24 protein-coding genes are annotated in these 24,680 nt (G+C 62.6%); 16 read left to right on the forward strand and 8 right to left on the reverse strand.

Annotation, left to right across the window (positions count from 1 at the left end):
* The first annotated feature begins 105 nt into the window (after nt 1-105).
* Nucleotides 106-1,038, forward strand: coding sequence for an endonuclease/exonuclease/phosphatase family protein (locus tag FHX14_RS20580; RefSeq protein WP_184378398.1), 933 nt, complete (start codon nt 106-108; stop codon nt 1,036-1,038).
* Here the strand turns inward: FHX14_RS20580 and FHX14_RS20585 are convergent.
* Nucleotides 994-2,907 carry an ABC transporter ATP-binding protein gene (locus FHX14_RS20585; protein ID WP_184378400.1) on the reverse strand — a complete coding sequence of 638 codons (1,914 nt, stop codon included), beginning with the start codon at nt 2,905-2,907 and terminating at the stop codon, nt 994-996. The two genes, FHX14_RS20580 and FHX14_RS20585, sit on opposite strands and share 45 nt — an antisense overlap.
* A 162-nt stretch (nt 2,908-3,069) precedes the next feature.
* Here FHX14_RS20585 and FHX14_RS20590 point away from each other — a divergent pair, with 162 nt between their 5' ends.
* Nucleotides 3,070-3,300: a hypothetical protein gene (locus tag FHX14_RS20590; RefSeq protein WP_003593055.1), complete on the forward strand. Its 231-nt coding sequence runs from the start codon at nt 3,070-3,072 to the stop codon at nt 3,298-3,300.
* A gap of 105 nt (nt 3,301-3,405) precedes the next feature.
* Here FHX14_RS20590 and FHX14_RS20595 read toward each other — a convergent pair whose 3' ends face one another.
* Nucleotides 3,406-5,262 carry an ABC transporter ATP-binding protein gene (locus FHX14_RS20595; protein ID WP_184378402.1) on the reverse strand — a complete coding sequence of 619 codons (1,857 nt, stop codon included), beginning with the start codon at nt 5,260-5,262 and terminating at the stop codon, nt 3,406-3,408.
* Between the two features lie 383 nt (nt 5,263-5,645).
* Here FHX14_RS20595 and FHX14_RS20600 point away from each other — a divergent pair, with 383 nt between their 5' ends.
* The gene (locus tag FHX14_RS20600) at nt 5,646-6,107 is read left to right on the forward strand and encodes a tRNA (cytidine(34)-2'-O)-methyltransferase (protein ID WP_054182565.1); all 462 of its coding nucleotides are present in this window, start codon (nt 5,646-5,648) and stop codon (nt 6,105-6,107) included.
* Nucleotides 6,108-6,300: 193 nt separating this feature from the next.
* Nucleotides 6,301-7,947 carry a Na/Pi cotransporter family protein gene (locus FHX14_RS20605; RefSeq protein ID WP_184378404.1) on the forward strand — a complete coding sequence of 549 codons (1,647 nt, stop codon included), beginning with the start codon at nt 6,301-6,303 and terminating at the stop codon, nt 7,945-7,947.
* 3 nt (nt 7,948-7,950) lie between these two features.
* Here FHX14_RS20605 and FHX14_RS20610 read toward each other — a convergent pair whose 3' ends face one another.
* The gene (locus FHX14_RS20610; RefSeq protein ID WP_003593048.1) at nt 7,951-8,211 is read right to left on the reverse strand and encodes a hypothetical protein; all 261 of its coding nucleotides are present in this window, start codon (nt 8,209-8,211) and stop codon (nt 7,951-7,953) included.
* A gap of 177 nt (nt 8,212-8,388) precedes the next feature.
* Between FHX14_RS20610 and hemF the strand changes: the two genes are divergently transcribed.
* The 3 genes from hemF (at nt 8,389) to FHX14_RS20625 (ending at nt 9,973) form a co-directional block, all read left to right on the forward strand.
* A complete protein-coding gene (gene hemF, locus FHX14_RS20615) occupies nt 8,389-9,300 on the forward strand; it encodes an oxygen-dependent coproporphyrinogen oxidase (RefSeq protein WP_012558512.1) in 912 nt (303 codons plus the stop codon).
* Between the two features lie 103 nt (nt 9,301-9,403).
* Complete coding sequence (locus FHX14_RS20620; RefSeq protein ID WP_012558513.1) at nt 9,404-9,673, forward strand: hypothetical protein; 270 nt, start codon at nt 9,404-9,406, stop codon at nt 9,671-9,673.
* A 114-nt stretch (nt 9,674-9,787) separates the two neighbouring features.
* Complete coding sequence (locus FHX14_RS20625; RefSeq protein WP_003593041.1) at nt 9,788-9,973, forward strand: DUF1059 domain-containing protein; 186 nt, start codon at nt 9,788-9,790, stop codon at nt 9,971-9,973.
* Here FHX14_RS20625 and FHX14_RS20630 read toward each other — a convergent pair whose 3' ends face one another.
* The 3 genes from FHX14_RS20630 to FHX14_RS20640 are packed head-to-tail and all read right to left on the reverse strand — an operon-like array spanning nt 9,974 to nt 12,509.
* Nucleotides 9,974-11,242: a CCA tRNA nucleotidyltransferase gene (locus tag FHX14_RS20630; protein WP_184378406.1), complete on the reverse strand. Its 1,269-nt coding sequence runs from the start codon at nt 11,240-11,242 to the stop codon at nt 9,974-9,976.
* Nucleotides 11,239-11,889 carry a CoA pyrophosphatase gene (locus FHX14_RS20635; RefSeq protein ID WP_184378408.1) on the reverse strand — a complete coding sequence of 217 codons (651 nt, stop codon included), beginning with the start codon at nt 11,887-11,889 and terminating at the stop codon, nt 11,239-11,241. Before FHX14_RS20635 ends, FHX14_RS20630 begins: the two co-directional genes overlap by 4 nt.
* Nucleotides 11,886-12,509, reverse strand: coding sequence for a DUF1285 domain-containing protein (locus FHX14_RS20640; RefSeq protein ID WP_184378410.1), 624 nt, complete (start codon nt 12,507-12,509; stop codon nt 11,886-11,888). The genes FHX14_RS20635 and FHX14_RS20640 overlap by 4 nt, the downstream gene beginning before the upstream one ends.
* Nucleotides 12,510-12,667: 158 nt before the next feature.
* On the opposite strand from FHX14_RS20640, the gene FHX14_RS20645 reads away from it, so the two are divergent.
* Genes FHX14_RS20645 through FHX14_RS20665 form a run of 5 tightly spaced genes read left to right on the forward strand, consistent with a single transcriptional unit; the run spans nt 12,668 to nt 19,914 of the window.
* A complete protein-coding gene (locus tag FHX14_RS20645; protein ID WP_003593035.1) occupies nt 12,668-13,678 on the forward strand; it encodes a MoxR family ATPase in 1,011 nt (336 codons plus the stop codon).
* A 13-nt stretch (nt 13,679-13,691) separates the two neighbouring features.
* The gene (locus tag FHX14_RS20650) at nt 13,692-14,612 is read left to right on the forward strand and encodes a DUF58 domain-containing protein (protein WP_012558517.1); all 921 of its coding nucleotides are present in this window, start codon (nt 13,692-13,694) and stop codon (nt 14,610-14,612) included.
* Complete coding sequence (locus FHX14_RS20655; protein WP_184378412.1) at nt 14,609-17,422, forward strand: DUF4159 domain-containing protein; 2,814 nt, start codon at nt 14,609-14,611, stop codon at nt 17,420-17,422. The genes FHX14_RS20650 and FHX14_RS20655 overlap by 4 nt, the downstream gene beginning before the upstream one ends.
* 1 nt (nt 17,423) lies before the next feature.
* Complete coding sequence (locus tag FHX14_RS20660; RefSeq protein ID WP_184378415.1) at nt 17,424-19,493, forward strand: hypothetical protein; 2,070 nt, start codon at nt 17,424-17,426, stop codon at nt 19,491-19,493.
* A gap of 4 nt (nt 19,494-19,497) precedes the next feature.
* Nucleotides 19,498-19,914 (forward strand): GNAT family N-acetyltransferase, encoded by a 417-nt coding sequence (locus FHX14_RS20665; RefSeq protein WP_184378417.1) that lies wholly within the window; start codon nt 19,498-19,500, stop codon nt 19,912-19,914.
* A gap of 1 nt (nt 19,915) precedes the next feature.
* Here FHX14_RS20665 and FHX14_RS20670 read toward each other — a convergent pair whose 3' ends face one another.
* Nucleotides 19,916-20,479 carry an N-acetyltransferase gene (locus FHX14_RS20670; protein WP_184378419.1) on the reverse strand — a complete coding sequence of 188 codons (564 nt, stop codon included), beginning with the start codon at nt 20,477-20,479 and terminating at the stop codon, nt 19,916-19,918.
* Between the two features lie 227 nt (nt 20,480-20,706).
* Between FHX14_RS20670 and FHX14_RS20675 the strand changes: the two genes are divergently transcribed.
* A complete protein-coding gene (locus FHX14_RS20675) occupies nt 20,707-21,693 on the forward strand; it encodes a glutathione S-transferase family protein (RefSeq protein ID WP_184378421.1) in 987 nt (328 codons plus the stop codon).
* A gap of 118 nt (nt 21,694-21,811) precedes the next feature.
* On the opposite strand, the gene FHX14_RS20680 is transcribed toward FHX14_RS20675, so the two are convergent.
* The gene (locus tag FHX14_RS20680; RefSeq protein WP_184378423.1) at nt 21,812-22,291 is read right to left on the reverse strand and encodes an NUDIX domain-containing protein; all 480 of its coding nucleotides are present in this window, start codon (nt 22,289-22,291) and stop codon (nt 21,812-21,814) included.
* Nucleotides 22,292-22,361: 70 nt separating this feature from the next.
* On the opposite strand from FHX14_RS20680, the gene FHX14_RS20685 reads away from it, so the two are divergent.
* From FHX14_RS20685 to FHX14_RS20695, 3 genes are all read left to right on the forward strand, one after another.
* Complete coding sequence (locus FHX14_RS20685; protein ID WP_183698177.1) at nt 22,362-23,270, forward strand: metallophosphoesterase; 909 nt, start codon at nt 22,362-22,364, stop codon at nt 23,268-23,270.
* A gap of 158 nt (nt 23,271-23,428) precedes the next feature.
* Nucleotides 23,429-23,989 carry a hypothetical protein gene (locus FHX14_RS20690; protein ID WP_012558524.1) on the forward strand — a complete coding sequence of 187 codons (561 nt, stop codon included), beginning with the start codon at nt 23,429-23,431 and terminating at the stop codon, nt 23,987-23,989.
* 181 nt (nt 23,990-24,170) lie between these two features.
* Nucleotides 24,171-24,680 carry an RNA polymerase sigma factor gene (locus FHX14_RS20695; RefSeq protein WP_179611722.1) on the forward strand — a complete coding sequence of 170 codons (510 nt, stop codon included), beginning with the start codon at nt 24,171-24,173 and terminating at the stop codon, nt 24,678-24,680.

The following is a 24,680-nucleotide window of genomic DNA, read 5'->3' on the forward strand; positions in this document are numbered from 1 at the left end:
GAATTTTTTAAGGCAAACACAAGCTTGCCCCCATGTTGCATTGCAACAAAAAAGCCGCCGTGATAGGCGCAGTCGCAACGACGCCATCGAGCTGGACCGGAGCGGATGAGAGACACGATTTTTTGCGTATTCAGCGTCCTCACGACCCTTGTTCTCACCATCATCTCATTGCGTTACGTCAAAGATTTCTATCTGCTTTCCTTCTTCTACAGCTTCCAGGTCCATCTGGCGGCAGCTGCAGCGGCCGCCTCCGTCGCAGCCCTTCTCGTCAAACGGCACTGGTATGCGCTGCTGACGCTCGGCGTATCCGTGGTCCTTGCCGTCCACGGCGTCGTGATGATGCGCGAGTTCGTCGAGCCGGCTGTCGATCAAAGCCGTCCGGCCCTCTTCAAGCTGATGTCCTTCAATATCGAGAATGATAATTTCGCCAACGGCGCCGATATCGCCGGCATGGTGATCGCCTCAGGCGCCGACGTCGTCAGCATCCTGGAGGCCGAGCCGCTGCTGTCGGAATTGCCTCGGCTGTTGAAGACTTACCCCTATTACATCGGCTGCGGTGTCGGCATGCAGGAATGCGACACGCTGGTGCTGTCGAAGCGACCGCTCATCGAACCCCGCATCCGCAACCTCGGGCTGCTCTGGCGCAACCGGCTGACGATCTCGACGATCGATTTCGACGGTCAGAAGGTCAATTTCCTCGCCGCGCACCTGACCAAGCCCTATTACGACGAATTCCACGGCTTGGAAATCGAAGACCTCGCGGATATTATTCCGTCCTTGCCGGGACCGCTCGTCCTTGCCGGCGATTTCAACACGTCGATTCTGGCGCCCGACGTGCAGTATCTGATGCGCAGCCAAGGTCTGGGGACGGTCTCACTGGAGCCGGCGACATGGCCGATCGCGGCAGGCGCCTTCGGCATTCCGATCGATCACGTCTTCAGCCGGGCGCCTCTACGGCTGAAGTCGGTCCGCCGGATCGAGAACAGCTTCGGTTCAAATCATTTTGGCCTCATGGCGGAATTCGCCGTCGACCCTTGAGACCGCATCCTCGTCCGCCGCGAGGAAGCCGCCGGACTGGCGCGCCCAGAGCTCGGCATAGAGCCCGCCGCGACGAAGCAATTGATCGTGGCTGCCCTCCTCGATGATGCGGCCGAGATCGACGACGATCAGCCGGTCGAGTGCTGCAATCGTCGACAGCCGATGGGCGATCGCAAGCACGGTCTTGCCCTCCATGATCCGGTGGAGATTGGACTGGATCGCTTCCTCCACTTCCGAATCGAGCGCCGACGTCGCTTCGTCGAGGACGAGAATCGGCGCGTCCTTCAGCATGACGCGGGCAATGGCGATGCGCTGCCGCTGCCCGCCTGACAGTTTAACGCCGCGTTCGCCGACATGCGCATCGAAACCTCTGCGCCCCTGCTGATCCTGCAGGCGCTCGATGAAGTCGATGGCTTCGGCGCGCCTGGCTGCCTCGACCAACCGCTCCTCACCGGCATCCGGCCGTCCGAACAGGATATTATCGCGCACCGAACGATGCAGCAGCGAGGTGTCCTGGCTGACGACGCCGATCTGCATCCTGAGCGATTCCTGCGTCACGGCTGCAATATCCTGGCCGTCGATGAGAATGCGGCCATCCTGAATGTCGTAGAGGCGCAGCAGCAGGTTCATCAGCGTCGATTTCCCCGCGCCCGAACGGCCGACGATCCCGACCTTTTCGCCGGGGTGGATTGTCAGGGAGAAATTCTCGACGACCGGCAGGTGACCCTTGCCGTAGCGGAAGGAAACATTGTCGAAGCGGATGCCGGGCTGGCGGATCACCAGGCTCTTCGCATCCGGCCGATCGACCAGCCCCAGCGGTTGAGAGATCAGCTCGGCGGCGTTCTGGATGGTGCCGAGATTGCGCATGATGCCGTTGAACTGCGTCATCAGCCGCCCGAGCAGGAAATTCAGCCTGAGCACCAGCGCCAGCGAGAAGGCCACGGCTCCGGAGCTCACCATGCCGCGCAGCCAGAGATCGACGCTCAGCCCCGCCATCGTCACGATCATCAGGCCGGAGAGCAACGCCATGGAGGCCCTGACGCCGGTGATGAAGCGGGTGAAGCGCAGCACCGTATCCTGATAGATATCGAAGCCCTGCCGCATATAGCGGTCGCTTTCCTCGTCGCGGGCAAACAGTTTCAGCGTCTGCATATTGCTGTAGGAATCGACCATCCGCCCGTTCAGCATCGATCCGGCCTCCGCCGTTTCGCGGGAATGCTGGCGGATCCTTGGAACGAAGTGGCGGGCAAGCAGGCTGAAGGCGCCAAGCCAGAACAACACGACTGCGGCAAGGGAAAAGTCCAGCCGGGCAACAAGCACGAGCGTCGTCACCGCATAAATGCCGACGAACCAGACGCTTTCCATCAGCGAGGTGACGAGATCCCCGGTCGCCTGCCCGGCCGACCAGACCTTGGTAACGATGCGCCCGGAGAAATCGCTCTGGAAGAACGATAAAGACTGCCTCGAGACATGGAGATAGGATTGCCAACGTGCTAGATTATAGAAGCCCGGCGTGATCACCTGCTGATCGACGAGCGCGATCAGGAAGGCGACGACGAAACGCACGAGCCCGATGAGAGCGAGCATGCCGAACAGTTCGCCGCCATGGGCCGCCAGAAGACCGCTCCAGCCGGCGCCGGGCGTGATACTGCCGAGGATATCGACCAGCCGGCCGACGAACCAGAAAAGTGCCGCCTCGATTGCCGCCGATGTGCCGCCGAGAACGAGCATGGCGACGAAGGGCATCTTCGCCTGGCCGACATAGAACCGGATGAATCCGAGCGTCGAGCCCGGCGGCTGAAGATTGGCGCGCGGACGGAACGGATCGATCCAGGTTTCGAACAGGCGAAGGATGGGGCGCAGGAACATGGAAGCGATATAGGCGGATTGGGAGGAGCGGCAAAGGGAATGAAAAGCGGACTCAACCTTATATTTTGGTAATGATCGATAACATCGGCGGCATCGCCATTGATTACCCCCGAACCGGTCACAATCTGACGATACGATCGCGCTTCACCGGAGAGAAGGCCCATGGAAACGAAAATGCTCGATGCGCATATTCCGCTTCCGCTCGCGGAAAGGCTGGATGCCCTGGCTCTCGACCTGGCATTGCCGCGCGACGAAATCGTCACTGAGGCCGTTACCGCCTGGCTCGACCAGGAGGAGCGCCGCCGCATCGCCACGCTGCGCACACTCGCCGCCGCCAACACCATCATCCTCGTCGAACATGATCGCGTGATCGACTGGGCCGACAGTCTCTGAATAAATAGGCGCGGCCGCCAGCAGTCCTCAGCACCGCTGGCAGGCACAATGTAAAGCCAGGATAGGAATAAAGGCCCTCCCCGCTTCCGCCGGGAGGGCCTTTTATCATTCCGCCGCCACTTCCGCTTCCTCGGCGTGATCGGAGAGGAAGCCGCCGGACTGGCGGTTCCAGAGGTCGGCGTAGATGCCGCCGCTCCCGATCAGTTCGCTGTGCGAGCCGGCCTCGATGATCCGGCCCTTGTCGAGCACGATCAGTCGGTCCATCTCCGTCAGCGTCGACAGCCGGTGGGCGATCGCGATCACCGTCTTGCCCTCCATCAGGGCGAAGAGGTTTTCCTGGATCGCCGCCTCGACCTCCGAATCGAGCGCCGAGGTTGCCTCGTCGAGCACCAGGATCGGCGCGTCCTTCAGGAAGACGCGGGCGATCGCGATGCGCTGCCGCTGACCGCCGGAGAGCTTGACGCCGCGTTCGCCGACCTGCGCATCGAGCCCTTGGCGACCCTGCATGTCGACCAACCCTTCGACAAATTCCCAGGCATTCGCACGCTTGGCAGCCTCGATGATGTCGGCATCCGAGGCGTCGGGACGGCCATAGGCGATGTTGTCGCGGATCGAGCGATGCAGCAGCGACGTGTCCTGCGTCACCACGCCGATCAGCGAGCGCAGGCTTTCCTGCGAGACGCCGGCGATGTCCTGCCCGTCGATGGTGATGCGGCCGCCTTCCAGGTCGTAGAAGCGCAGCAGCAGGTTCATCAGCGTCGTCTTGCCGGCGCCGGAGCGGCCGACGAGGCCGACCTTCTCGCCCGCCTTGATGTCGAGCGACAGGTTGTCGATCACACCCTTGCTCTTGCCATAGTGGAAGCGGATGCGGTCGTAGTGGATCGCGCCCTTCTTCGCCGTCATCGAGGGGGCGTCCGGCTTGTCGACGATATCGTGCTGTTTGCTCATCATCTCCATGCCGTCATAGACCGTGCCGATATTCTCGAACAGCGCCGAGACTTCCCACATGATCCATTGCGACATGCCGTTTACGCGCATTGCAAGGCCGATGGCGATGGCGATCGCGCCGACCGAGATCGCCCCGTTCAGCCAGAACCAGATCGACATGCCCGAGACCACGAACAGCGCAACGCAGTTGTTCAGGTAGACGCTGATGTGGAAGAGCGTCACCTTGCGCATCTGCTTGTGCACTGTCTGCAGGAACTCGTCCATGCCTTCCTTGGCATAGACCTCCTCGCGGCCGGCATGTGAAAACAGCTTGACGGTGGCGATATTCGTATAGCTGTCGACCACGCGCCCCGTCATCATCGAGCGTGCATCAGCCTGCGCCGCAGCGATCTTGCGAAGCCGGGGCACGAAATAGGAGACGATGCCGATATAGACGGAGAGCCAGACGAGGATCGGGATCATCAGCCGCCAATCGGCAGCCGCGATAACGATGATCATCGTCAGGAAGTACGTCACGACATAGACGAAGACGTCGAGTATCTTCATCACCGTCTCACGCACCGCGAGCGAGGTCTGCATCACCTTGGTCGCCACACGCCCGGCAAACTCATTGGCGAAGAAGGTCATGCTGTGGCGCAGCAGGAAGCGATGCATCTGCCAGCGGGCGCTCATCGGATAATTGCCGAGCAGCATCTGGTGCATGATGAGGGAATCGAGGCCCGCCGTCAGAGGCAGGCCGATCAGCACCAGCGCCGCCATCCAGAAAAGCTTGTGGCCTTCCGTCTGCAGGAAGGTGGCGCGGTCGGCATTGGTCAGCCAGTCGACGATATCGCCGAGGAACTGGAAGAGCGCCACTTCGCCGACGGCGATCAGCGCCGTCAGCACGGCCATCAGGCAGAGCCAGGGCGCTGCCGGCTTGCTGTAGTGCCAGCAAAAGGCAAAGAGACCCTTCGGCGGAGCAACGGGCTCCTCGCTCGGAAAGGGATTGAGTCGCTGTTCGAACCAGCCAAACATGAAATTGCTCCGAAACGTCAGCGTTTCGGCTCCCGGCTTCGCGCCATCCCAGCGCCACGCAAGCACATATGGGAACCGAACGTTCAAGGGGCGAGGCTGAAGCAGCCGCACAATGGATCAAAAAGGGGATTCAAGAAGAAAAGCGCTCTAGCGGCGCCATGTCGCCCTAATCGGCATCACGGCGGGAAAGCGCATATCGAGCAAAATATTCATGACGGCCCTCCCTGCTGGCGATTGAAGATGTGCAGGGATAACGCGAAAATCGCGAAATTTCCAGCCCTATAATGGCGTAAATTGAACGTTTCTCGGCCAAAACGCGCCCTGTTGCGGCGAAATGGCAGTTGCTTTAGGTCTTGTCCGTTCAGCGAAATAAGCGGCGTGTGATGACCGACCTCAGATTGGCACTCTACCAGCCGGATATTCCGGGCAATACCGGCACGATCCTGCGTCTTGCCGCCTGCCTCGGCTTTGCGGTCGATCTGATCGAGCCCGCCGGCTTCGACGTTTCCGATCGCAACCTGAAACGATCCGGCATGGATTATATCGCCGCCGCCGCGCTGACCCGCCATGTCAACTGGGACCGTTTCGAGGCGTGGCGCGCCACGACCGGCCGCCGCCTGATCCTGGCCTCGACCAAGGCGGCCGATCGCTATACCGATCTGGTCTTCCGTTCGGACGATATTCTGCTTTTCGGGCGCGAAAGCGCCGGTGTGCCGGATCATGTACACGAGAGAGCCGATGCCCGCATCCTGATCCCGATGGTCGACGGCCAGCGTTCGATCAACGTCGCCGTCTCGGCTGCCATGATCGTCGGCGAAGCGATGCGCCAGACGGTCTGGGCATAATCGATATCGGCTCGACGCCACCACTATCGGCTCCCGAATATGTCGCAAAACGACGTTGCCAATCCGCCAAAGCGGCGTATATTTATTAGCCGGGCAATCAAAAAGATCGCATTGCTCCTACGATTCCAATCGCTTGGAACAGTCCAGATCTCGTTAGCTTCGCCTCTTTGGAAGGAAGAATAAAAACAAGAAAATGGATTCCACAATTATCATGATCAACCTGTTCGGTGCCGTGGCCTTGCTGCTGTTCGGCCTAGCGCAGGTGAAGGACGGTGTGTCCAGGGCCTTTGGCGCACGGCTGAGAACAGGGTTGGCGACCGGCACGCGTGGCAGTTTCCGTTCCTTCCTGTCCGGTCTCGTCGCGACCATTGCACTGCAGAGCTCCACGGCGACTGCGCTGATGACCGCGTCCTTCGTCGAACGCGAGCTGATCAGGCCGCGCATGGCGCAGATCGTCCTGCTCGGCGCCAATGTCGGCACTGCGATCACCGCCTGGATCGTCGCTACCGGCATCGAATGGCTCTCTCCCCTCCTGATCCTCGCCGGCATCGTGCTTTACCGCGGCCGCTCCAGCGCCCGCCAGGGCGGCGGCGCAGCGCTGATCGGCATCGGGCTGATGCTGCTGTCGCTGCATCTGCTCGGTCTTGCGACGGAACCGATGCGCGCCTCCCCCGCTCTCGCCGCCTTCATCGGCCTGCTGAACGGCGCGCTGCCCGTGGCGCTGCTCTTCTCAGCGGCCCTTGCCTTCCTCTCCTCGTCGAGCTTGGCAGTGGTGGTGCTGATCCTGTCGCTCGCCTCAGCAGGCCTCGTCTCGGCTGAACTCGTCATCGTGCTCGTGCTCGGCGCCAACCTCGGCGGTGCGATCCCGCCGGTTATCGCGACATTGTCCGGCCCGGTGTCGGCGCGGCGCGTCACCCTCGGCAATCTCGCGGTGCGCGCGCTCGGCTGCTTCATCGCTCTGCCGCTGGCGGGCTATGGCGCCGAACTCATCCAGATGCTGCCCTTCGGCCCGGCCAAGCTGCCGGTCGACGCGCATCTCGCTTTCAATCTTCTGCTCGCAGCCCTCGCCTGGCCTTTTTCCCGGCCGCTCGCCACCCTGATGGCTCGGCTGGTGCCGGATCAGCCGGAGCCTGACAACGCCCCGAAATATCTCGATGCGCAGGAGCTTTCGACGCCCGTCATCGCCCTGACGAGCGCCACCCGCGAAGTGCTCGGCGTCGGCGACCTCATCGAGCGCATGCTGGTCAGGGTCTCGGAAGCCTTCGAAAAGAATGATGCCGGCAAACTTGCCGAAATCCCGGCGCTCGAAGAGCGCGTCGACCGACTGCAGCAGGCGGTGAAGATCTATCTCTCGAAGCTCGGCCGCGAGGGGCTCAGCGACGAAAACGCCCGTCGCTCGATCGTCGTCATCGACTATGCGATCAATCTCGAACATATGGGCGACATCATCGAGAAAGGCTTGCGGGAAGAGGTGGCGAAGAAGATCTCGCTCGGTCTGAAATTTTCCGACGACGGCCATCAGGAACTGCGAAAGCTATTCGATCTGACGATCGACAATCTGCGCGTCGCCCAGACGATCTTCGTCACCCGCGATTTCAATCTGGCGCGGCAGATGATGGAGGTAAAGGTCGAAGTGCGGCGGATGGAGAAGCAGTCGGCCGAGCGCCATCTCGAACGCCTGCGCGACGGCCGCGCCGACAGCCTGCAGACGAGTTCGCTGCATCTCGACATGCTGCGCGACCTGAAGCGCATCAATGCCCATATCGTCTCGGTGGCGCATCCGATCATGGACGAGAGCGGCCTACTGATCGAAAGCCGCGTGCGACCCGCGGCGGAGTGACGGTCAATCGGCCGAAGGCAGGCGGCGCATGGTGAATTCGATCTGGTCGCCGTCGAGCTGACGCCAGCTCTCCACCTCTGTCCAGTAGGCGGCTTTCGGATATTCGTCGAACCATTCGCGCGCCTTGGCGCGTGCGTCGATCAGGCCGAGGCAATATGTCTCACGCACGAAATGGTCTTTCCGGCGGGAGGACGTTTCCGCCCGATGTCTTGCTATCCTGCGCTTCAGGCCGTCGAAAGACGGAGGCCCTGGAACTTTTTTCATCAAACCTACCTCTTCCAAAAAGGTAGTATCGAAATTCGGGATTTGCGAGTCGAATCTTGGAAGGCTTGGGCGTGCTGCCTCGGCTTGGCGAGATGCGGCGCCACCTGCTAAACGGGGCGGATAATCGAGAATGAGCGAGTCGCTTCCTATGATGATGCCGACCGCCGGAGGCGCGACATGGAAAGACCGGAACTGCCGATCGGCTTGCCTGAGGACATCGAAGAGAAGAAGGCCGCCGCCCGCAGCTGGTTCGAAGGACTGCGCGATACGATCTGCGCCTCCTTTGAAGCCCTCGAAGACGAGTTGGAGGGCCCGCTCTCCGATCAGGAGCCCGGCCGTTTCGTCGCCAAGGACTGGTCGCGCGAAAACGGCGCCGGCGGCGGTGGCCGCATGTCGATGATGGAAGGCCGGGTCTTCGAGAAGGTCGGCGTCCACACCTCCACCGTCCATGGCGAATTCTCCCCGGACTTCCGGGCGCAGATACCCGGCGCCAAGGACGATCCGCGCTTCTGGGCCTCGGGCATTTCGCTGATCGCCCATCCCGTCAACCCCAACGTCCCCGCTGTGCACATGAACACCCGCATGGTGGTCACATCAAGCCGCTGGTTCGGCGGTGGCGCCGACCTGACGCCGGTGCTGTCGCGCCGCCGCACCCAGGAGGACGAGGACAGCCAGCTCTTCCACAAGGCGATGGAGATCGCCTGCCGCAATCATGCCGTCGCCGATTACGATGCCTACAAAGCCTGGTGCGACGACTATTTCTTCCTGAAGCACCGCAACGAGGCCCGCGGCATTGGCGGCATTTTCTATGACTGGCTGCATTCGAACGAGGATGCCGGCGGCTGGGACGCCGATTTCGCCTTCACTCGCGATGTCGGCCGGGCCTTTTCCATGGTCTATCCGAAAATCGTCCGATCCAACTTCAATAAGTTGTGGACAGAGGCCGATCGCGACGAACAATTGATCCGCCGAGGCCGCTACGTCGAATTCAATTTGCTGTATGATCGCGGTACGATCTTCGGCCTGAAGACCGGCGGCAACGTTGAATCCATTCTTTCGTCCCTGCCCCCTGTCGTCCGCTGGCCATGAGACTGTGATAACTCGTCGATAAATTCGAGTTGATTGACCTTCACGAAAATTAAGCGCGTCCTAACTTTATATGTATGTGCGTAACAATCGGAGGAGGATTGTCATGACGATACAAAGTGGTTCGCCTGCGTCCACGGATGTCCAGGAAACATCCCGCACAATCGACACATCCGAGTTTCTGACACGCATCGCTGAGAAACTGCGGGCCAAGAGCGGCTCGGATCTGCCGCTGTCCTGCTTCATCGAGCAGGTCAAGCTGCAACTGGCCGGCGGAAAGTCGCCGGAACAGCTGCAGAACGAAGCAGCGGCCGCCAACAGCAACATGCCCGGCCATCTCTCAGATACCTACAAAGCCTGGGCGATGCCCGACTGAAACGGCCTTTACTGGCCGGCATACCGATGCCGGCCGGAACCTTCCCTCCCCCCGCACATTCATAAATCGCGTCAGATCGCGATCGTCTTTGTGTTTTAAACAGAGGAGAAGACCATGCGACTTTTCGAATGCGGCACTCTCGTCCCAGGCTGCGCCTGGCATACACGGGCGGATAGCGACGCCGAGGTGGTTCGCCGCGCCGTCGAGCACCTGAAAAACGCTCACGGCGAAACCACGATTCGCGAGAACATGGTGGATAATATCAAGTCTCGCATCCGAGACGAGGTCAACGCAGCCTGATCATTGCACCCGTTCCTGCAGCCGGGCGAGCAGCGCCGCCCGGTCGGAAACGAAATTTTCCTCCACCCACTGGTTTTCCAGGCCGGCTAGCAGCTCGCCGACACGCGGGCCGGACGGAATTCCCATAGACATCACGTCGCCGCCGTTCAGCGGAAATTGCGGTTTCTCCCAGTTCGCGGCCTGATCCAGGAGCTTGGTAAGCCGGGCCGACCGCGCCATTTCGTCGAAATCCCCTTCAGCCTTGCCACGCGCAACGCCGAGCGCCAGCTTCAGCCGCGTCGTGATGCCATCGGCGCCGTTGCGGTAAAGCAGCCGTTCGAAGGCGGCCGACGACATGTCGTCATTGACGGGGGCTGCCATTGCCCAGGCCTTGAGGAAAGCCGCTTCCGCGTTCGCAAGCTTGAGTCGGGCTGCCAGCGCCTCCAGCCGCGCCGCATCGGGCGGCACGATCGCCGCAAGCCGCAGCAGCGGATCGGGCGCCCAGCCGAGCGCCTTTTCGGTGGCAACCAGCGAAGGGATCGCATCGATCCCCCATCGTTCCGATTCCGGCAGGATTTCCGTCAGCACCGCCACCTGCCGCATCCAGAGCAGCGCCCGGCCGGGATCGGCAGCACTCAGCAGCTTGCGCAGCTCCGACCAGACACGCTCCGCCGACAGCGTCTTCAATTTCGCACGTGCCGCCGAACACGCCTTCAGCCCCTCGGCATCCGGCCGTCCGGAGCCGTAATAGGCAAAGAAGCGGAAAAAGCGCAGGATGCGCAAATGATCTTCGGCAATACGCTTGGCCGCATCACCGATGAAGCGGATGTTGCGCCTCTCGATATCGGCAAGCCCGCCGACCAGATCCACCACCTCGCCATTGGCATCCGCATAAAGCGCATTCATGGTCAGATCCCGCCGCTCGGCATCCGCCTTCCAATCAGTGCTGAAGGCAACCTTGGCATGGCGGCCGTCGGTCTCGACATCGGTGCGAAGCGTCGTCACTTCGAAAGGCTTGCCATCGATGACAAGCGTCACCGTGCCGTGCTGCAGGCCTGTCGGCACCGCCTTGATGCCGGCCGCAGCCGCCTTCTCCATCACCGCCTCCGGCCTGAGCGTGGTAGCGATGTCGATATCGCTGACCGGCAGGTCCATCAGGCTGTTGCGCACCGCGCCGCCGACCACCCGCGCCTCCCCGCCACCATCGGCCCCGCCATCGGCATTCAGAAGTTCCAGGATCCGGCCGAGCGCCGGGTCGCGGAACCATGCTTGGTCGGCAAGACCGGTCATGCATAAAGCCTTTCGTAAAGCGTGCGGACGATGCCGGCGGTGATGCCCCAGATCATTCTGGTTTCATAGGGCATCCGGTAGAAATGCCGGTCGATGCCGTCGATGACGCGCCTGTCGCGGGCGTGATTGGCAGGGTTCATCAGGAAGGAAAGCGGCACCTCGAACACGTCGGCCACCTCGGCCGGGTTCAGCGTCAGCGCGAAGCCCGGCGAGACGACGCCGAGCACCGGCGTGATGCGGAAGCCGGTCGAGGCAAGGTAATTCGGCAGCCGCCCGACGGTCTCGACGAAGGAGCCGGAAAGACCGATCTCCTCCTCCGTCTCGCGGATCGCCGCCATCTCCGGTGAAATATCGGCGGGATCGATCGAGCCGCCGGGAAAGGCGATCTGCCCGGAATGTTTGCGCAGCGTCGCCGTGCGCTTGGTAAAGATCACATGCGCTTCGTCGCCGGCATCGACGACGGGCACGAGCACGGCGGCGTCGCGCAGCTTGAAGGTCTCGACCTCGGCGACGATATCGGGATTGAGGACATGGTCGCCGTGATCGCGCCAGGCATGGTCGACCGGCCCGCCATTCTGGTTGAGCGCGCGGCGGCGGAATTCGGCTGCGGAGAACAGCGGATAACGGTGGGTGATCGCATCATTCATCGGCAAAGAGCATCCAGTTCGTCGGCCGGCATGACAGGAAAAACCTCGCCGGCGGAGCGGATCGCAAACATCGCCCGTCCCTGCACCTCGAGGATCTCGCCAAGCGCGACCAGTTCATACATCACCGCACGCGACACCAGCGCCTCCAGCCGCCCGCGCACATGCAGATAGGGTTTCAGTTCGGCATTGCCGTCCGCAATGGCAAAGCGCAGCCGATGCTCTCCTCCCACCTCCACGACATCGCCGACATTGGTACGCAATGTCAGCACCTGTTTACCTTGCCCCTCCGTCACACTCATCTCCACGGCAATGAACGGAGCGTCGGCGACCCTGATCCCGACCTTTTCCACAGGAGTTACAAGATAGGTCTTCTCATCCTCGTCCTTGCGCAAAACCGTCGAAAACAGCCGCACCAGCGCCGGCCGGCCGATCGGCGTGCCCATATAGAACCAGGTGCCGTCGGCCCTGATCTCCATATCGATATCGCCGCAGAAAGGCGGATTCCACCGCTCGACCGGCGGTAAGCCGCGTTTTTTTCCGCCGCTTTCCTCAGACGCGCGCGAAATCATGGCGGCAAGTCCTGCCGCATCCGCCTGTCCGCTGATTTCCTCGGCTGCCATTCTTCCGTCCCGGTTTGTCCTTAACGAAGTGATGTCACGAGATAGTCATTCGCAACGAACTTGTCAGCCCGTCACATCTCCATAACTCTATCGGGTATGAGGCACATGTATAAGTCCGCCGATTCGCTGCCGAATGATTTCAGCCGTTGGAGATGCTCATGGGTATGATGAAGACCGAAGCCAGCCTCGATGAAAAGGCGATCGTCGCCGCCGCCGAAAAGGCGCTCTCCGATATCGCCGCCATCCGCGGAGAGGTCTCGAAGGTGATCTTCGGTCAAGAAAGCGTCGTCGAGAACACCATTCTTGCCGTGCTCTCAGGCGGTCATGCCCTGCTTGTCGGCGTTCCCGGCCTTGCCAAGACCAGACTGGTGACGACGCTCGGCGAAGTCCTCGGCCTCGCCGCCAACCGCATCCAGTTCACGCCCGACCTGATGCCCTCGGATATTCTCGGCTCCGAGGTGATGGATCAGGACGACAGTGGACGCCGGTCTTTCCGCTTCGTCAAGGGTCCTGTCTTCGCCCAGCTGCTGATGGCCGACGAGATCAACCGCGCCTCACCGCGGACCCAGTCGGCGCTTCTGCAAGCCATGCAGGAATATCACATCACCATCGCCGGCCAGCGTTATGACCTGCCGGCGCCCTTCCATGTGCTCGCCACCCAGAACCCGCTCGAGCAGGAAGGCACCTATCCCCTGCCCGAAGCCCAGCTCGACCGTTTTCTGCTGCAGGTCGACGTCAACTATCCCGAGCTCGCCGCCGAACGCCAGATCCTGCTCGAGACGACAGGTCTGGGGGAAACCCGGCCGGCAGCCGTCATCGACGCCCAGCGGCTGATCGAGATCCAGACGCTGGTGCGTCAGATGCCGGTGAGCGACACGGTCGTCGACGCCATCCTGGCGCTGGTGCGGTCCGCCCGCCCCGGCCAAGGCAATGCCTCGACCGACAAGAACGTCGCCTGGGGTCCGGGGCCCCGCGCCGGCCAAGCGATGATGCTCTGCGCACGTGCCAGGGCGCTCTATGAAGGCCGCCTGGCGCCCTCGCTCGACGATATTTTTGCGCTGGCCGAACCCATTCTCCAGCACCGTATGGCGCTGACATTTGCCGCCCGCGCCGAAGGCATGTCGGTGCGCGACGTCATCGCCGGACTGGTCAAGCAGGCAAAGGGATAAGGAAGCCGGACGCGTGGCATCTATCGGACAGATCGTCAATCCGACGTCAGGCAGCGATGCCCTTTCCCGCGCCAGGCAGCGGGCCGCCCTGGTGCCGGATTGCCTGGTGGAAGCCAAGCGCATCGCCAACACGGTGATCGCCGGCTGGCATGGCCGCCGCAAGCGCGGCATCGGCGAAAATTTCTGGCAGTTCCGTCCCTATGCCGAGGGCGAAAGCCTGTCGCGCATCGATTGGCGCCGCTCCGCCCGCGACGACCATACCTATGTGCGCGAGCGCGAATGGGAGGCGGCCCATACGATCTGGCTCTGGTGCGACATGTCGCCCTCGATGATGTACAAGTCGAGCTACGGCAGCGTCTCCAAGGAAAGCCGCGCGCTGGTCATCATGCTGGCGCTGGCCGAGATCCTCGCCCGCTCCGGCGAGCGCATCGGCTGCCCGGGCATCATGGATCCCGCCTCCACCCGCAATGCCGCCGAGCGCCTTGCGGCCGCGCTCATGCACACGCCGCTGACCGGCGGTCTGCCGGAAACGGCGATGATCCGCGGCTGGAGCGACCTCGTCCTCATCGGCGATTTCCTCGATGATGCGCCGGCGATCATGGAACGCCTTGGCCCACTTGCCCGCCGCGGCCTGCGCGGCCACGTGGTCGAGATATCAGATCCCGCCGAGGAAATATTCCCCTATAGCGGCCGCACCGAATTCACCGATCCGGAGAGCGGCGCCAAGCTTATCTCCGGACGCGCCGAACACATCCGCGAGGCCTATCGCAACGCCTACCTCGCCCGCAGGGACAGCCTCGGCCAGTCGCTGCGCCATCTCGGCTGGACCTTTGCGACACACCGCACCGATCATCTCGCCTCGGAGGCGCTGGTCGCGGTGCACATGTACCTGTCCGGCATGCCGGCCAAGGCAACGCATGGAGGGCAGCTGTGAACGCCCTTCCCTTCGCTTTCGCCTATCCCGCCATTCTGGGCGCGCTCGTCGCCCTGCCGGTCATCTGGTGGCTGCTGCGGCTGACGCCGCCGCGCCCGAAGACCGAGGTCTTCCCACCGCTGAAAATCCTCGCCTCCGTCTTGAAGCGCGAGGAGACGCCGGCGCAAAGTCCCTGGTGGCTGACGCTGCTGCGCATGCTGCTTGCCGCCACCGTCATTCTTGCGATCGCCGATCCGGTCTTCAATCCGCGCACCAGTTCGCTTGCATCCGGCGGCCCGCTTGTCCTCTTAGTCGACAACAGCTGGGCGGCAGCCCCAGACTGGGAGCGCCGCATCCAGACGGCAGACGCGTTGATAGACGACGCCGAATCCGCCGGCACACCCGTGTCGATCGCCTTCACCGCCGATCCGACCAACAACGCCGTTCCAGGCACCGCCGCGGCCGCCCGCGACAAGCTGCGCGCGGCCGAGCCGCGACCGCTGGTGCCGGACCGCGAGCGCGCCTTCCAGGCGCTGCGCGCCGCGTTGAACGGCGTCAAGCCCGGCACCCTCGCCTTCCTGACCGACGGGGCCGCCGCCAAGGCCGACGACGCGACGGTGCAAAGGCTGGCTGAACTCCAGCCCGCCGATCTCCGCCTGATCGAGGGCGATGCCGAACGGACGGTCGCCATCACCGCGGCCAACAATGCGGCCGATGCCATGACCGTCAAGGTCACACGGCTCAACAGTTCGCGCGCCGCATCCGTGGCGCTGAACGCGGTCGATACCCAGGGGCGCTCGATTGCCAACGGCAGGGTGGATTTCCGCCCCGGCCAGAGCGTGGCGACGAGTTCGATCACCGCCCCGTTCGAAATGCGCAACGATTTCGCCCGCGTCAGCGTCGATAACGGCGCAACGGCCGGCGCCGTCCACCTTCTCGACGACGCATTCAAGCGCCGCCGCGTCGTCTTGCTATCAGGTGAAGGAGGAGATGAGTTTCAGCCGCTACTCTCACCCCTCTATTATATCCAGCGGGCGCTGCAGCCCTATGCGGATCTGATCCAGCCGAGCGATTCCGATCTTTCGGTCGCCATACCGAAACTTCTCGCCAGCAATCCCTCCATCATCATCATGGCCGATATCGGTCGCCTGCCTGAAGACACCTACGAACCGCTGACGCGCTGGATATCGAATGGCGGCATGCTGCTGCGTTTCGCCGGTCCGCGCATGGCCGCAGCCCCTGCGGACGATCCGCTGATCCCCGTCATCCTGCGCCAGGGAGAACGGGCGCTGGGCGGCACATTGTCCTGGAGCGAACCGCAGTCGCTCGCCGAATTTCCAAGTTTCGGGCCTTTCGCCGGCATAGCGCGTCCCGCCGATGTCGTCATCAAGCGGCAGGTGCTTGCCGAACCGACGCCCGATCTTGCCGAACGCACCTGGGCGAGCCTGGCTGACGGCACGCCGCTGGTGACGATGAAGCAACTCGCATCCGGGCAGATCGTCCTGTTTCATGTCACCGCGGAAGCGACCTGGTCCGATCTGCCGATCTCGGGCACTTTCGTCGACATGCTGCGCCACCTCCTGCAAATATCGCGCTCGGGCGGCGTCACGTCGGAGGCGCGCGGCAATGCGCGTGTCTCCGAAACCCTGCCGCCATTCCGGATGCTGACGGCCAAGGGCACGCTCGTCTCCGAGACGGGGGCGGCGCGGCCCCTCATTCCGCAGGCCGGAGCCGAACCGACGGCGAATTTCGACAACCCGCCCGGGCTCTACGGTTCGGAAGACGGTTTCACCTCCCTGAACGTATTGCCTGAGGACGCCGAACTGACGCCACTCGACACAGCCGGGACCAATGCCGTGCGCGAAGGCCTGATCGGCGGCGAAAGCTGGTCGGCAAAGCCCGCGCTTTTTCTCGCAGCCTTTCTGCTGCTGCTGGCCGACAGCCTGGTCGTCCTCTTCATGAACGGCGCGTTCTCACGATTGCGCCCGGCTGCCCGCACAGCGGCCATGATCGCCATTGCGCTCAGTGCCGGCTTTCTCATGCAACCCGGCATGCTTCACGCCGACGACTCCCAGCCCGGCGACGACCTCATCTTGCAGAGGCTCGACAACACGCATCTCGCCTATGTCGTCACCGGCGAACGGGACGTGGACGACATATCCGAGCGCGGACTCGAGGGCCTTACCCAGTTCCTGACATTCCGCACGACGCTGGAGCCGGCGCCGCCCGTCGGCATCGACCTCACCAAAGACGAGCTCGCCTTCTATCCGATCATCTACTGGCCGGTTTCGGCAACGGCGCCGATGCCGCCGTCAGCGGCGATCAGCCGTATCGACGCCTATATGCGCAATGGCGGCACCGTGCTTTTCGATACGCGCGATCAGATCAGCGCCCTGGACAATGGCGGCAATATCAGCGCCAACGGCCAGAGGCTGCAGGAAATTCTCGCCAATCTCGACATTCCGCCGCTGGAACCGGTGCCGTCAGATCACGTGCTGACGAAATCCTTCTATCTCCTGTCGAGCTTTCCCGGCCGCTACACCGGCAGCCCGCTTTGGATCGAGGCCCGGCAGGGCGGCCGCGAGGCGACCGAAAAATCGGCTGCGACGGCCGACGGCGTTTCGCCGATCCTGATTACCGGCAATGATTTCGCCGGCGCCTGGGCAGTCGACGACAACGGCGTGCCGATGCTGCCGACCGTGCCGTCCGATGAAGCGCAGCGCGAATATGCCTACCGTGCCGGCGTCAACATCATGATGTACATGCTGACCGGCAACTACAAGACCGACCAGGTCCATGTTCCCGACCTTCTCGAACGGTTAGGACAGTGAAATGACCTTCGACTTTTCGCCCTTCCTGCCTTGGCCGGTTCTGGCCGCACTGGCCGCCGTCAGCGTCATCATCGCCGCCTTCGCGATCTGGCGCGGCATTCGCGGCGCCTGGATCAGAACGCTGGCGGCGCTCGCCATGCTGACCGCCCTTGCCAATCCGGTGCTGCTGCAGGAGGACCGGGATCAGCTGTCGACGATCGTCCCGGTTCTCGTCGACCGAAGCCAGAGCCAGCAGACGCCCGATCGCGTCAAGATGACCGATGATGCGCTGGCGGCGTTGAAGGGGCAGCTCGCCCGCTTCCCCCAGATCGAACCCCGCTTCGTCGATGTCGAAGGCGACGTCAACTCCGACGTGCCGTCGACGCGCCTGTTCGACGCGCTGTCTGCCAACATCGCCGATGTCCCGCCGGCCCGCATCGGCGGCGCCATCATGCTGACCGATGGTGAAGTTCACGATGTTCCGGCCGCCAATCAGGCGCTCGGTTTCGATGCGCCGATCCATGGCCTCATCACCGGCAAAGCCAACGAATTCGATCGCCGCATCGAAGTCATCAAGGGACCGCGCTTCGGCATCGTCAATGAGGAGCAGCAGGTCGTTCTGCGCGTCTTCGACGACGGCCCGAGCCCCGGCGGCACGGCCAATGTCACGGTGAAGCTGAACGGCGACGAAATCGCCACCCTGCAGGCGACGCCCGGCCAGGATACACCCTTCTCCTTCAAGGTGCCGGCCGGTGGCAGCAACGTGCTCGAATTTTCCGTCGCCGCACTTCCGGGCGAGGTCACCACCGCCAACAACCGCGCCGTTCACGTCATCGACGGCATCCGCCAGAATCTCCGCGTCCTTCTCGTCTCCGGCGAGCCGCATGCCGGCGAACGCGCCTGGCGCAACCTGCTGAAATCCGACGCCTCGGTCGACCTTGTCCATTTCACCATCCTGCGGCCGCCGGAAAAGCAGGACGGCACGCCGATCAACGAGCTGTCGCTGATCGCCTTCCCGACGCGCGAGCTCTTCGTCGACAAGATCAAGGATTTCGACCTGATCATCTTCGACCGCTACCAGCACCGCGGCGTGCTGCCGCTGCTCTATTACGATTACATCGCCCAATATGTCGACAATGGCGGCGCGCTGCTGATCGCCGCCGGTCCCGAGCATGCCGGCCCCGACTCCATCGCACTGACACCGCTTTCCTCGGTCCTGCCGGCAACGCCCACCGGCGAGATGATCGAAAAGGCTTTCTATCCGCGCCTCTCCGAGGAAGGTCGCAAACATCCCGTCACCCGCGGCCTGGACGGCTCGGGCGAGGATCCGCCGCATTGGGGCCGCTGGTTCCGCAGCGTCGATGTCGATCGGCCGCAGGGCGAAACGATCATGCTCGGCGCCGACAACCACCCGCTGCTGGTGCTGAACCGCGCCGGCCAGGGCCGCGTCGCCATGCTGCTTTCCGATCAGGGCTGGCTCTGGGCGCGCGGCTTCGAAGGCGGCGGCCCCAACGTTTCGCTCTATCGCCGTATCGCCCATTGGCTGATGAAGGAGCCGGCGCTCGAGGAAGAAGCACTGACGGCGCGCGCCTCCGGCCGGACGCTTGAAGTCACGCGCCAGACGATCGGCGACAATCCCGGCAACGCCACCGTGCGTTACCCCTCCGGCAAGACCGAAACCCTGCCGCTCACCCAAGCCGAACCGGGGCTCTACAAGACCGAGAAGCGGATGGACGAAATCGGCCTCTTCGAAATCCGCAACGGCAAGCTGTCGACGCTCGTCCATATCGGCGCCGTCGACGCACCGGAATTCAAGGCGATGATCTCGACGACCGATGTGCTGAAGCCGGTCGCCGAGAGAAGCAAGGGTCTCGTCACCCGCGTCGCCAACGAGAGTGGCAGGATCAGCGTGCCGCCGATCCTGCCGGTGCGCGGCCAGGTCCGCGTCGCCGACGACGATCGCATGATGATCCGCATGACCAGCGAGACTGTTTTGAAAGGCATCAACACGCTGCCGCTCTTTGCCGGTTTTGCCGGCGTCGGCATCCTGCTACTGGCCTTCGGAACCATGTGGTGGCGGGAAGGACGATAATCGCATGCCGGAATTCGAGCTGACCGCCTCGCCCTCGCCGGAGGAACTGGCGGCGATCACCGATGCGCTCTCCGCCTTCAACGCCGGTGATGTCGGCCCCTCCGATCGCCGGCCGCTTGCCGTTCTCATCCGCGATACCGACAGCAAGGTGACCGGTGGACTGTCGGGCTTTACCGCCTGGGGCTGGCTCTTCACCCAGATGCTCTATATTCCCGACACGTTGCGCGGCACCGGTCTCGCCGGCAAGCTCCTCGCAAAAGCCGAAGAAGAGGCGAAAGCTCGGGGGTGCCACGGCGCCTGGATCGACACCTTCAGCCCGCAGGCTCTCAGTGCCTATCTGCGCCAGGGCTATGAAGTCTTCGGCGAGCTTGAGGATTTCCCGGAAGGCCGCACGCGCAGCTTCCTCCGCAAAACTCTCTAAATCATCCGTGCCAGGCGATGATGCCCTTCAGCCGCTCGTGTGCATCCTCGGCGATCGGCACGACGAGCACGCGGCCGGGATCGACGGGGCCTGGAAAGGAAAGCGCGTTGTAGGCGACCTTCTTAAAGCCGAGCGGGCCGTAATAGGGCGGATCGCCGACGAGGATCACCGCTTCCGAGCCCTTGCGCCTTGCCGCCTCCACCGCGATCCGCACCAGTTCGCGGCCGATGCCCTGGTTCTTGTGGGAGGGACGGACGGCGAGCGGGCCGAGAAGGTGGCCCTTCACCGTGCCGGCCAGCACCGGCGTCATGCGCACGGAAGCGATCGTCTCGCCATTATCGGTGCAGATGAAGGAGAGCGACAGATCATGCGGCCCCTGCTCGCGAATGCGCGCCGCCGCCCGCGTGAAGCGGCCCGGACCGAAAGCTTCTTCGTTGATATGTTCGATGGCCGCGTCATGAGACGCGTCTTCGGTGAGGTAGACGAGATCGTGCTTGTACATGATGACAGAAACCGGATGGACAGATTGATGGGTCTCGAACACGCCTTGGGCGTTCGGGAGCATCAGCGTCGTCGCGGGTTTCTGGAAATGAACATCACGCAGGGATCCTAAAATCGTGAAAGGCCGATAGCAGGAAAAATTTCCGCCGTCCAACGCAAAATGCACACGACAGCACTGGAAATTATGCAGCGGCAGAACGGTGTGACACACTGTTCAACCTTTACCGCCTGCAAAGCCCCACTATCTCAGCTAACTTCGGTCCCGACACGCAACCAAAGGAAATGAAGATCATGGGAATGCTGGTGGACGGCGTCTGGCATGATGTCTGGTACGACACGAAGGAGAGCAAGGGCCAGTTCAAGCGGCAGCCCTCGCAGTTCCGCAACTGGGTGACGTCGGGCGGTGAGGCCGGCCCTTCCGGCAGCAGTGGCTTTAAGGCCGAGGCCGGGCGTTATCATCTCTATGTCTCGCTTGCCTGCCCCTGGGCGCACCGCACGCTGATCTTCCGCAAGCTCAAGAAGCTGGAGGAGCTGATCTCGGTCTCGGTCGTCGACCCGCTGATGCTCGACAATGGCTGGGAATTCAAGGTCGGCGACGGCGCCACCGGCGACCAGCTCTTCGGCTCAGCCACGCTCTGGCAGATCTATGTCAAGGCCGATCCGCATTATTCCGGCCGGGTCACCGTTCCCGTCCTGTGGGACAAAAAGACCGGCACGATCGTCAGCAACGAATCCGCCGAGATCATCCGCATGTTCAACAGCGCCTTCGACGGGCTGACCGGCGTAAAGACCGATTTTTATCCCGAGGATCTCCGCGCCGAAATCGACGCGCTGAACGAAACCGTCTACGACACCGTCAACAACGGCGTCTACAAGGCAGGCTTTGCCACCACCCAGGAAGCCTATGAGGAAAATGTCGGCAAGCTGTTCGAAACGCTCGACATGCTCGATGAACGTCTCGGCAAAGGCCGCTATCTCCTAGACCACCGTCAGACGGAGGCCGACTGGCGCCTGTTCACCACGCTGGTGCGCTTCGACCCGGTCTATGTCGGCCATTTCAAATGCAACATCCGCCGCATTGCCGATTACCGCAACCTGCCCGGTTACTTAAGAGATCTCTATCAGACGCCAGGCATTGTCGAGACGGTGAACCTGACGCATATCAAGCAGCACTATTACCGCAGCCACAAGACCATCAATCCGACCGGCATCGTTCCCGTCGGCCCGGCGCTCGATCTCGACAGCCCGCATGGACGTGCGAAGCTTGCCGCGGCCTAATGCATGTCGCCGGGAAGTGTGCAGCGGTTTCGGGACAACGACATGCATGAAAACAAAGGATTAAAGCGCGTCGCGTCAATCAGATTTGACGCGACGCGCTTTAAGAAATGTGAAGCCCTCACCAACGGTGGTCGGGCTCCTCCTCGCCTCGAAGCTCGGCGAGGCGGCGATGCGTCGCCTTGGTCGTACCCTCGGGCAGGCTGTCGAGCGGGAAGAAGCCGCTGTCGGAGATCTCCCAGTCGGGCGGGCGCGGCGCCGTCTGCTCGACATTCGCCCGGTAGAACACGACATGGTCGCGGCGAGTATTCGTGGTGTTGAAATAGACCTGGACCAGTTGCGGTTTGCCGATGATCCTGAGGTTGCCCTCTTCGCGCAATTCCTTGGCCAGCGCTTCTTCGACCGTCTCGTTGCGCTCGAGCCCGCCGCCCGGCATGTGCCAGCCGCCGATATAGCTGTGGCGCACCAGAAAAATCCGCCCCTCCGCATCGAAGCAGGCGGCCCTGACGCCCATCGTCATGCCGCGGGCGAAGGAGAAATAGACATGCAGAAGGCGCAGGGCCGTTCTGATATGCAGGGGCCGCTTTTCTTTATCCACCATCGTTCCGTTTCAGCCCTTCATCGCGCCGGATGTGTTTGATTTGTCAATAAGCTGGTCTATGTCTCGTAGCATGTTCAAGCTCGCGCATATTTCCGACGTCCACCTCGGGCCGTTACCCCGTCTTTCCATCCAGGAGCTGTTTTCAAAACGCATAACGGGCTTTGTGAACTGGCATCGAAATCGACGCAAGCACCTTTTCGGCAGCACGCTGGATCTGTTGCTCGACGACATCCGCGCTCATCAGGCGGATCATCTGGCCGTCACCGGCGACCTCGTCAATCTGGCGAGTGGTATCGAGATCCGCGCCGCGGCCGCCTGGCTGCGCGCGCTCGGCGATCCCGCCGACACCTCGGTCGTTCCCGGCAATCACGATGCCTATGTGCCCGGCGCCTATGAGAAGTCGATGCGCGCCTGGTACGAGTATGTCCGCGGCGATCTCTCCCCGCCGCAATGGCAGGAAGACCGTCATATTTTTCCCTATCTGCGCATCCGCGACAAGGTTGCGATCGTCGGCTGCTCGACGGCGGTCGCCACCCCTCCCTTTGCCGCCTCCGGCTTTTTCGGCGCCCGCCAGGCCCGCGATACCGTCAACATGCTGCGCGCGGCGGGCGAAGCCGGTCTCTTCCGGGTCGTGATGATCCATCATCCGCCGATCCGCGGCGCCACCACCTTCTACAAGCGCATGATCGGCATCCGTCGTTTCGCTGCGGTGATTTCGACCGGCGGTGCCGAACTCGTGCTGCACGGGCATACGCACCTGAACACGCTCCACTGGCTGCGCGGCCAGGTGCAGCCGGTGCCCGTCGTCGGCATCGCCTCCGCCTCGCAAGGACCGGGCAGCATCAAGCCGCCGGCGGCCTACAACCTCTTCTCCATCGACGGCTCTCCCGGCGCCTGGGAACTCAGCGGCGAACGCTTCAGCGTCAACCGGTCCGGCGATGCCGTGATGTCGGAAAGCGCTGATATTTTCGCGCGTTAGCGCCAGCTCCGGACTCCTTTCCTCCAGCACTTGAACCGATATGAGAGGAGGCCCGGCCATTGCCGCAACAATTGCCATGGCGGCCGCTTACCCTCTTGGTATTTTTAGCGGTAAGCGTACAATCCGGCCAACGCATCGCCTCAAAACGGAGCCCGCCAATGACTTCTTCTTTCCGTCACCTGTCCAGACTTTCGCTCGCCGCCGGCTTTGCCTTCGGCATCGCCACAGCTGCCTTCGCGGTCGGCGACAACAACGATGACACCAATCCGCCGCCGAAGACCCAGACGACCAAGACCTGCACCGGCGGCAAGGTCTGGGACAAGGCCAAGAAGGAATGCGTCAACCCGAAGAAGAGCAGCTTCAACGACGACGATCTCTACAAGTTCGCCCGCGAGTTCGCCTATGCCGGCCAGTATGACAATGCCATCACCGTGCTCAATCTCGCCCGCAACCAGAACGACCCGCGCATCCTGAACTATCTCGGCTACGCCAACCGCAAGGCCGGCCGCATGGAACTCGGCATGTCCTACTACCGCAAGGCGCTGCAGGCGGATGAGAACTACATCCTTGCCCGCTCCTACATGGGCATGGCGCTGGTGGAACAGGGAGACATCGAGGGCGCCCGCGTCCAGCTCGTCGAAATCCGCGATCGCGGCGGCGAAGGCACATGGGCCTATCGCGCTCTGCTGCAAAGCTTGAACGGCTACAAGACATATTGACGCAAGTTTTGTGGGCCACAATACGAAAATCCCTTGAGAAAAGGGGATGAAGACAGCCGGATGCTTGCGAAGTGCAGGAGACTTGCTTCATAAAGCACATGCGGCGTCGATAAGGCCGGCTTCGCGCCCGACGGCGAACCCTTCGTCCGCGAAACCATTGTGAATGCTTCTTGGATAGACAATGCGTCAACCCGCAACGACCATCGATCTCCGGCGTGATCTCGTCGGCCTTCTGCCCCGCCTTCGCCGCTTCGCGATCACGCTCGCGGGTGAGGCTGCCGTGGCCGACGAACTCGTCCAGGCGGTCTGCCAGCGCGCCATCGCCAAGGGCCATCAATGGAGCGGCGAAGGCCGCCTGGAAAGCTGGATCTACACGCTCGCCCGCCAGCAATGGAGCGACGACAGCCGCAAGCGCAAGCCGAAGGCGTCCGTCCGCGGCAACGTCACGGATATTCGCGACGCCGCGCGCGAACGCTCGGCCGCAGTCGATCCCGACGCCATTCATCGCATGATCGCCGATATGCCGGACGGCCTTTGCAGCATGTTCCTGCTCGTCGACGTCGAAGGCCACAGCTACCAGCAGGCGGCCGACATCATGGGCACGCCGGTGGCAAATGTCGTCTCGCAGCTCGCGACCGCAAGGCTGCATTTTGCCGGGCTTGCCGGCACCCACCCGATCCACAGGTACTGA

Source organism: Rhizobium sp. BK619, assembly GCF_014195245.1.
In the GTDB taxonomy this organism is placed as follows: Bacteria; Pseudomonadota; Alphaproteobacteria; order Rhizobiales; family Rhizobiaceae; genus Rhizobium; species Rhizobium acidisoli.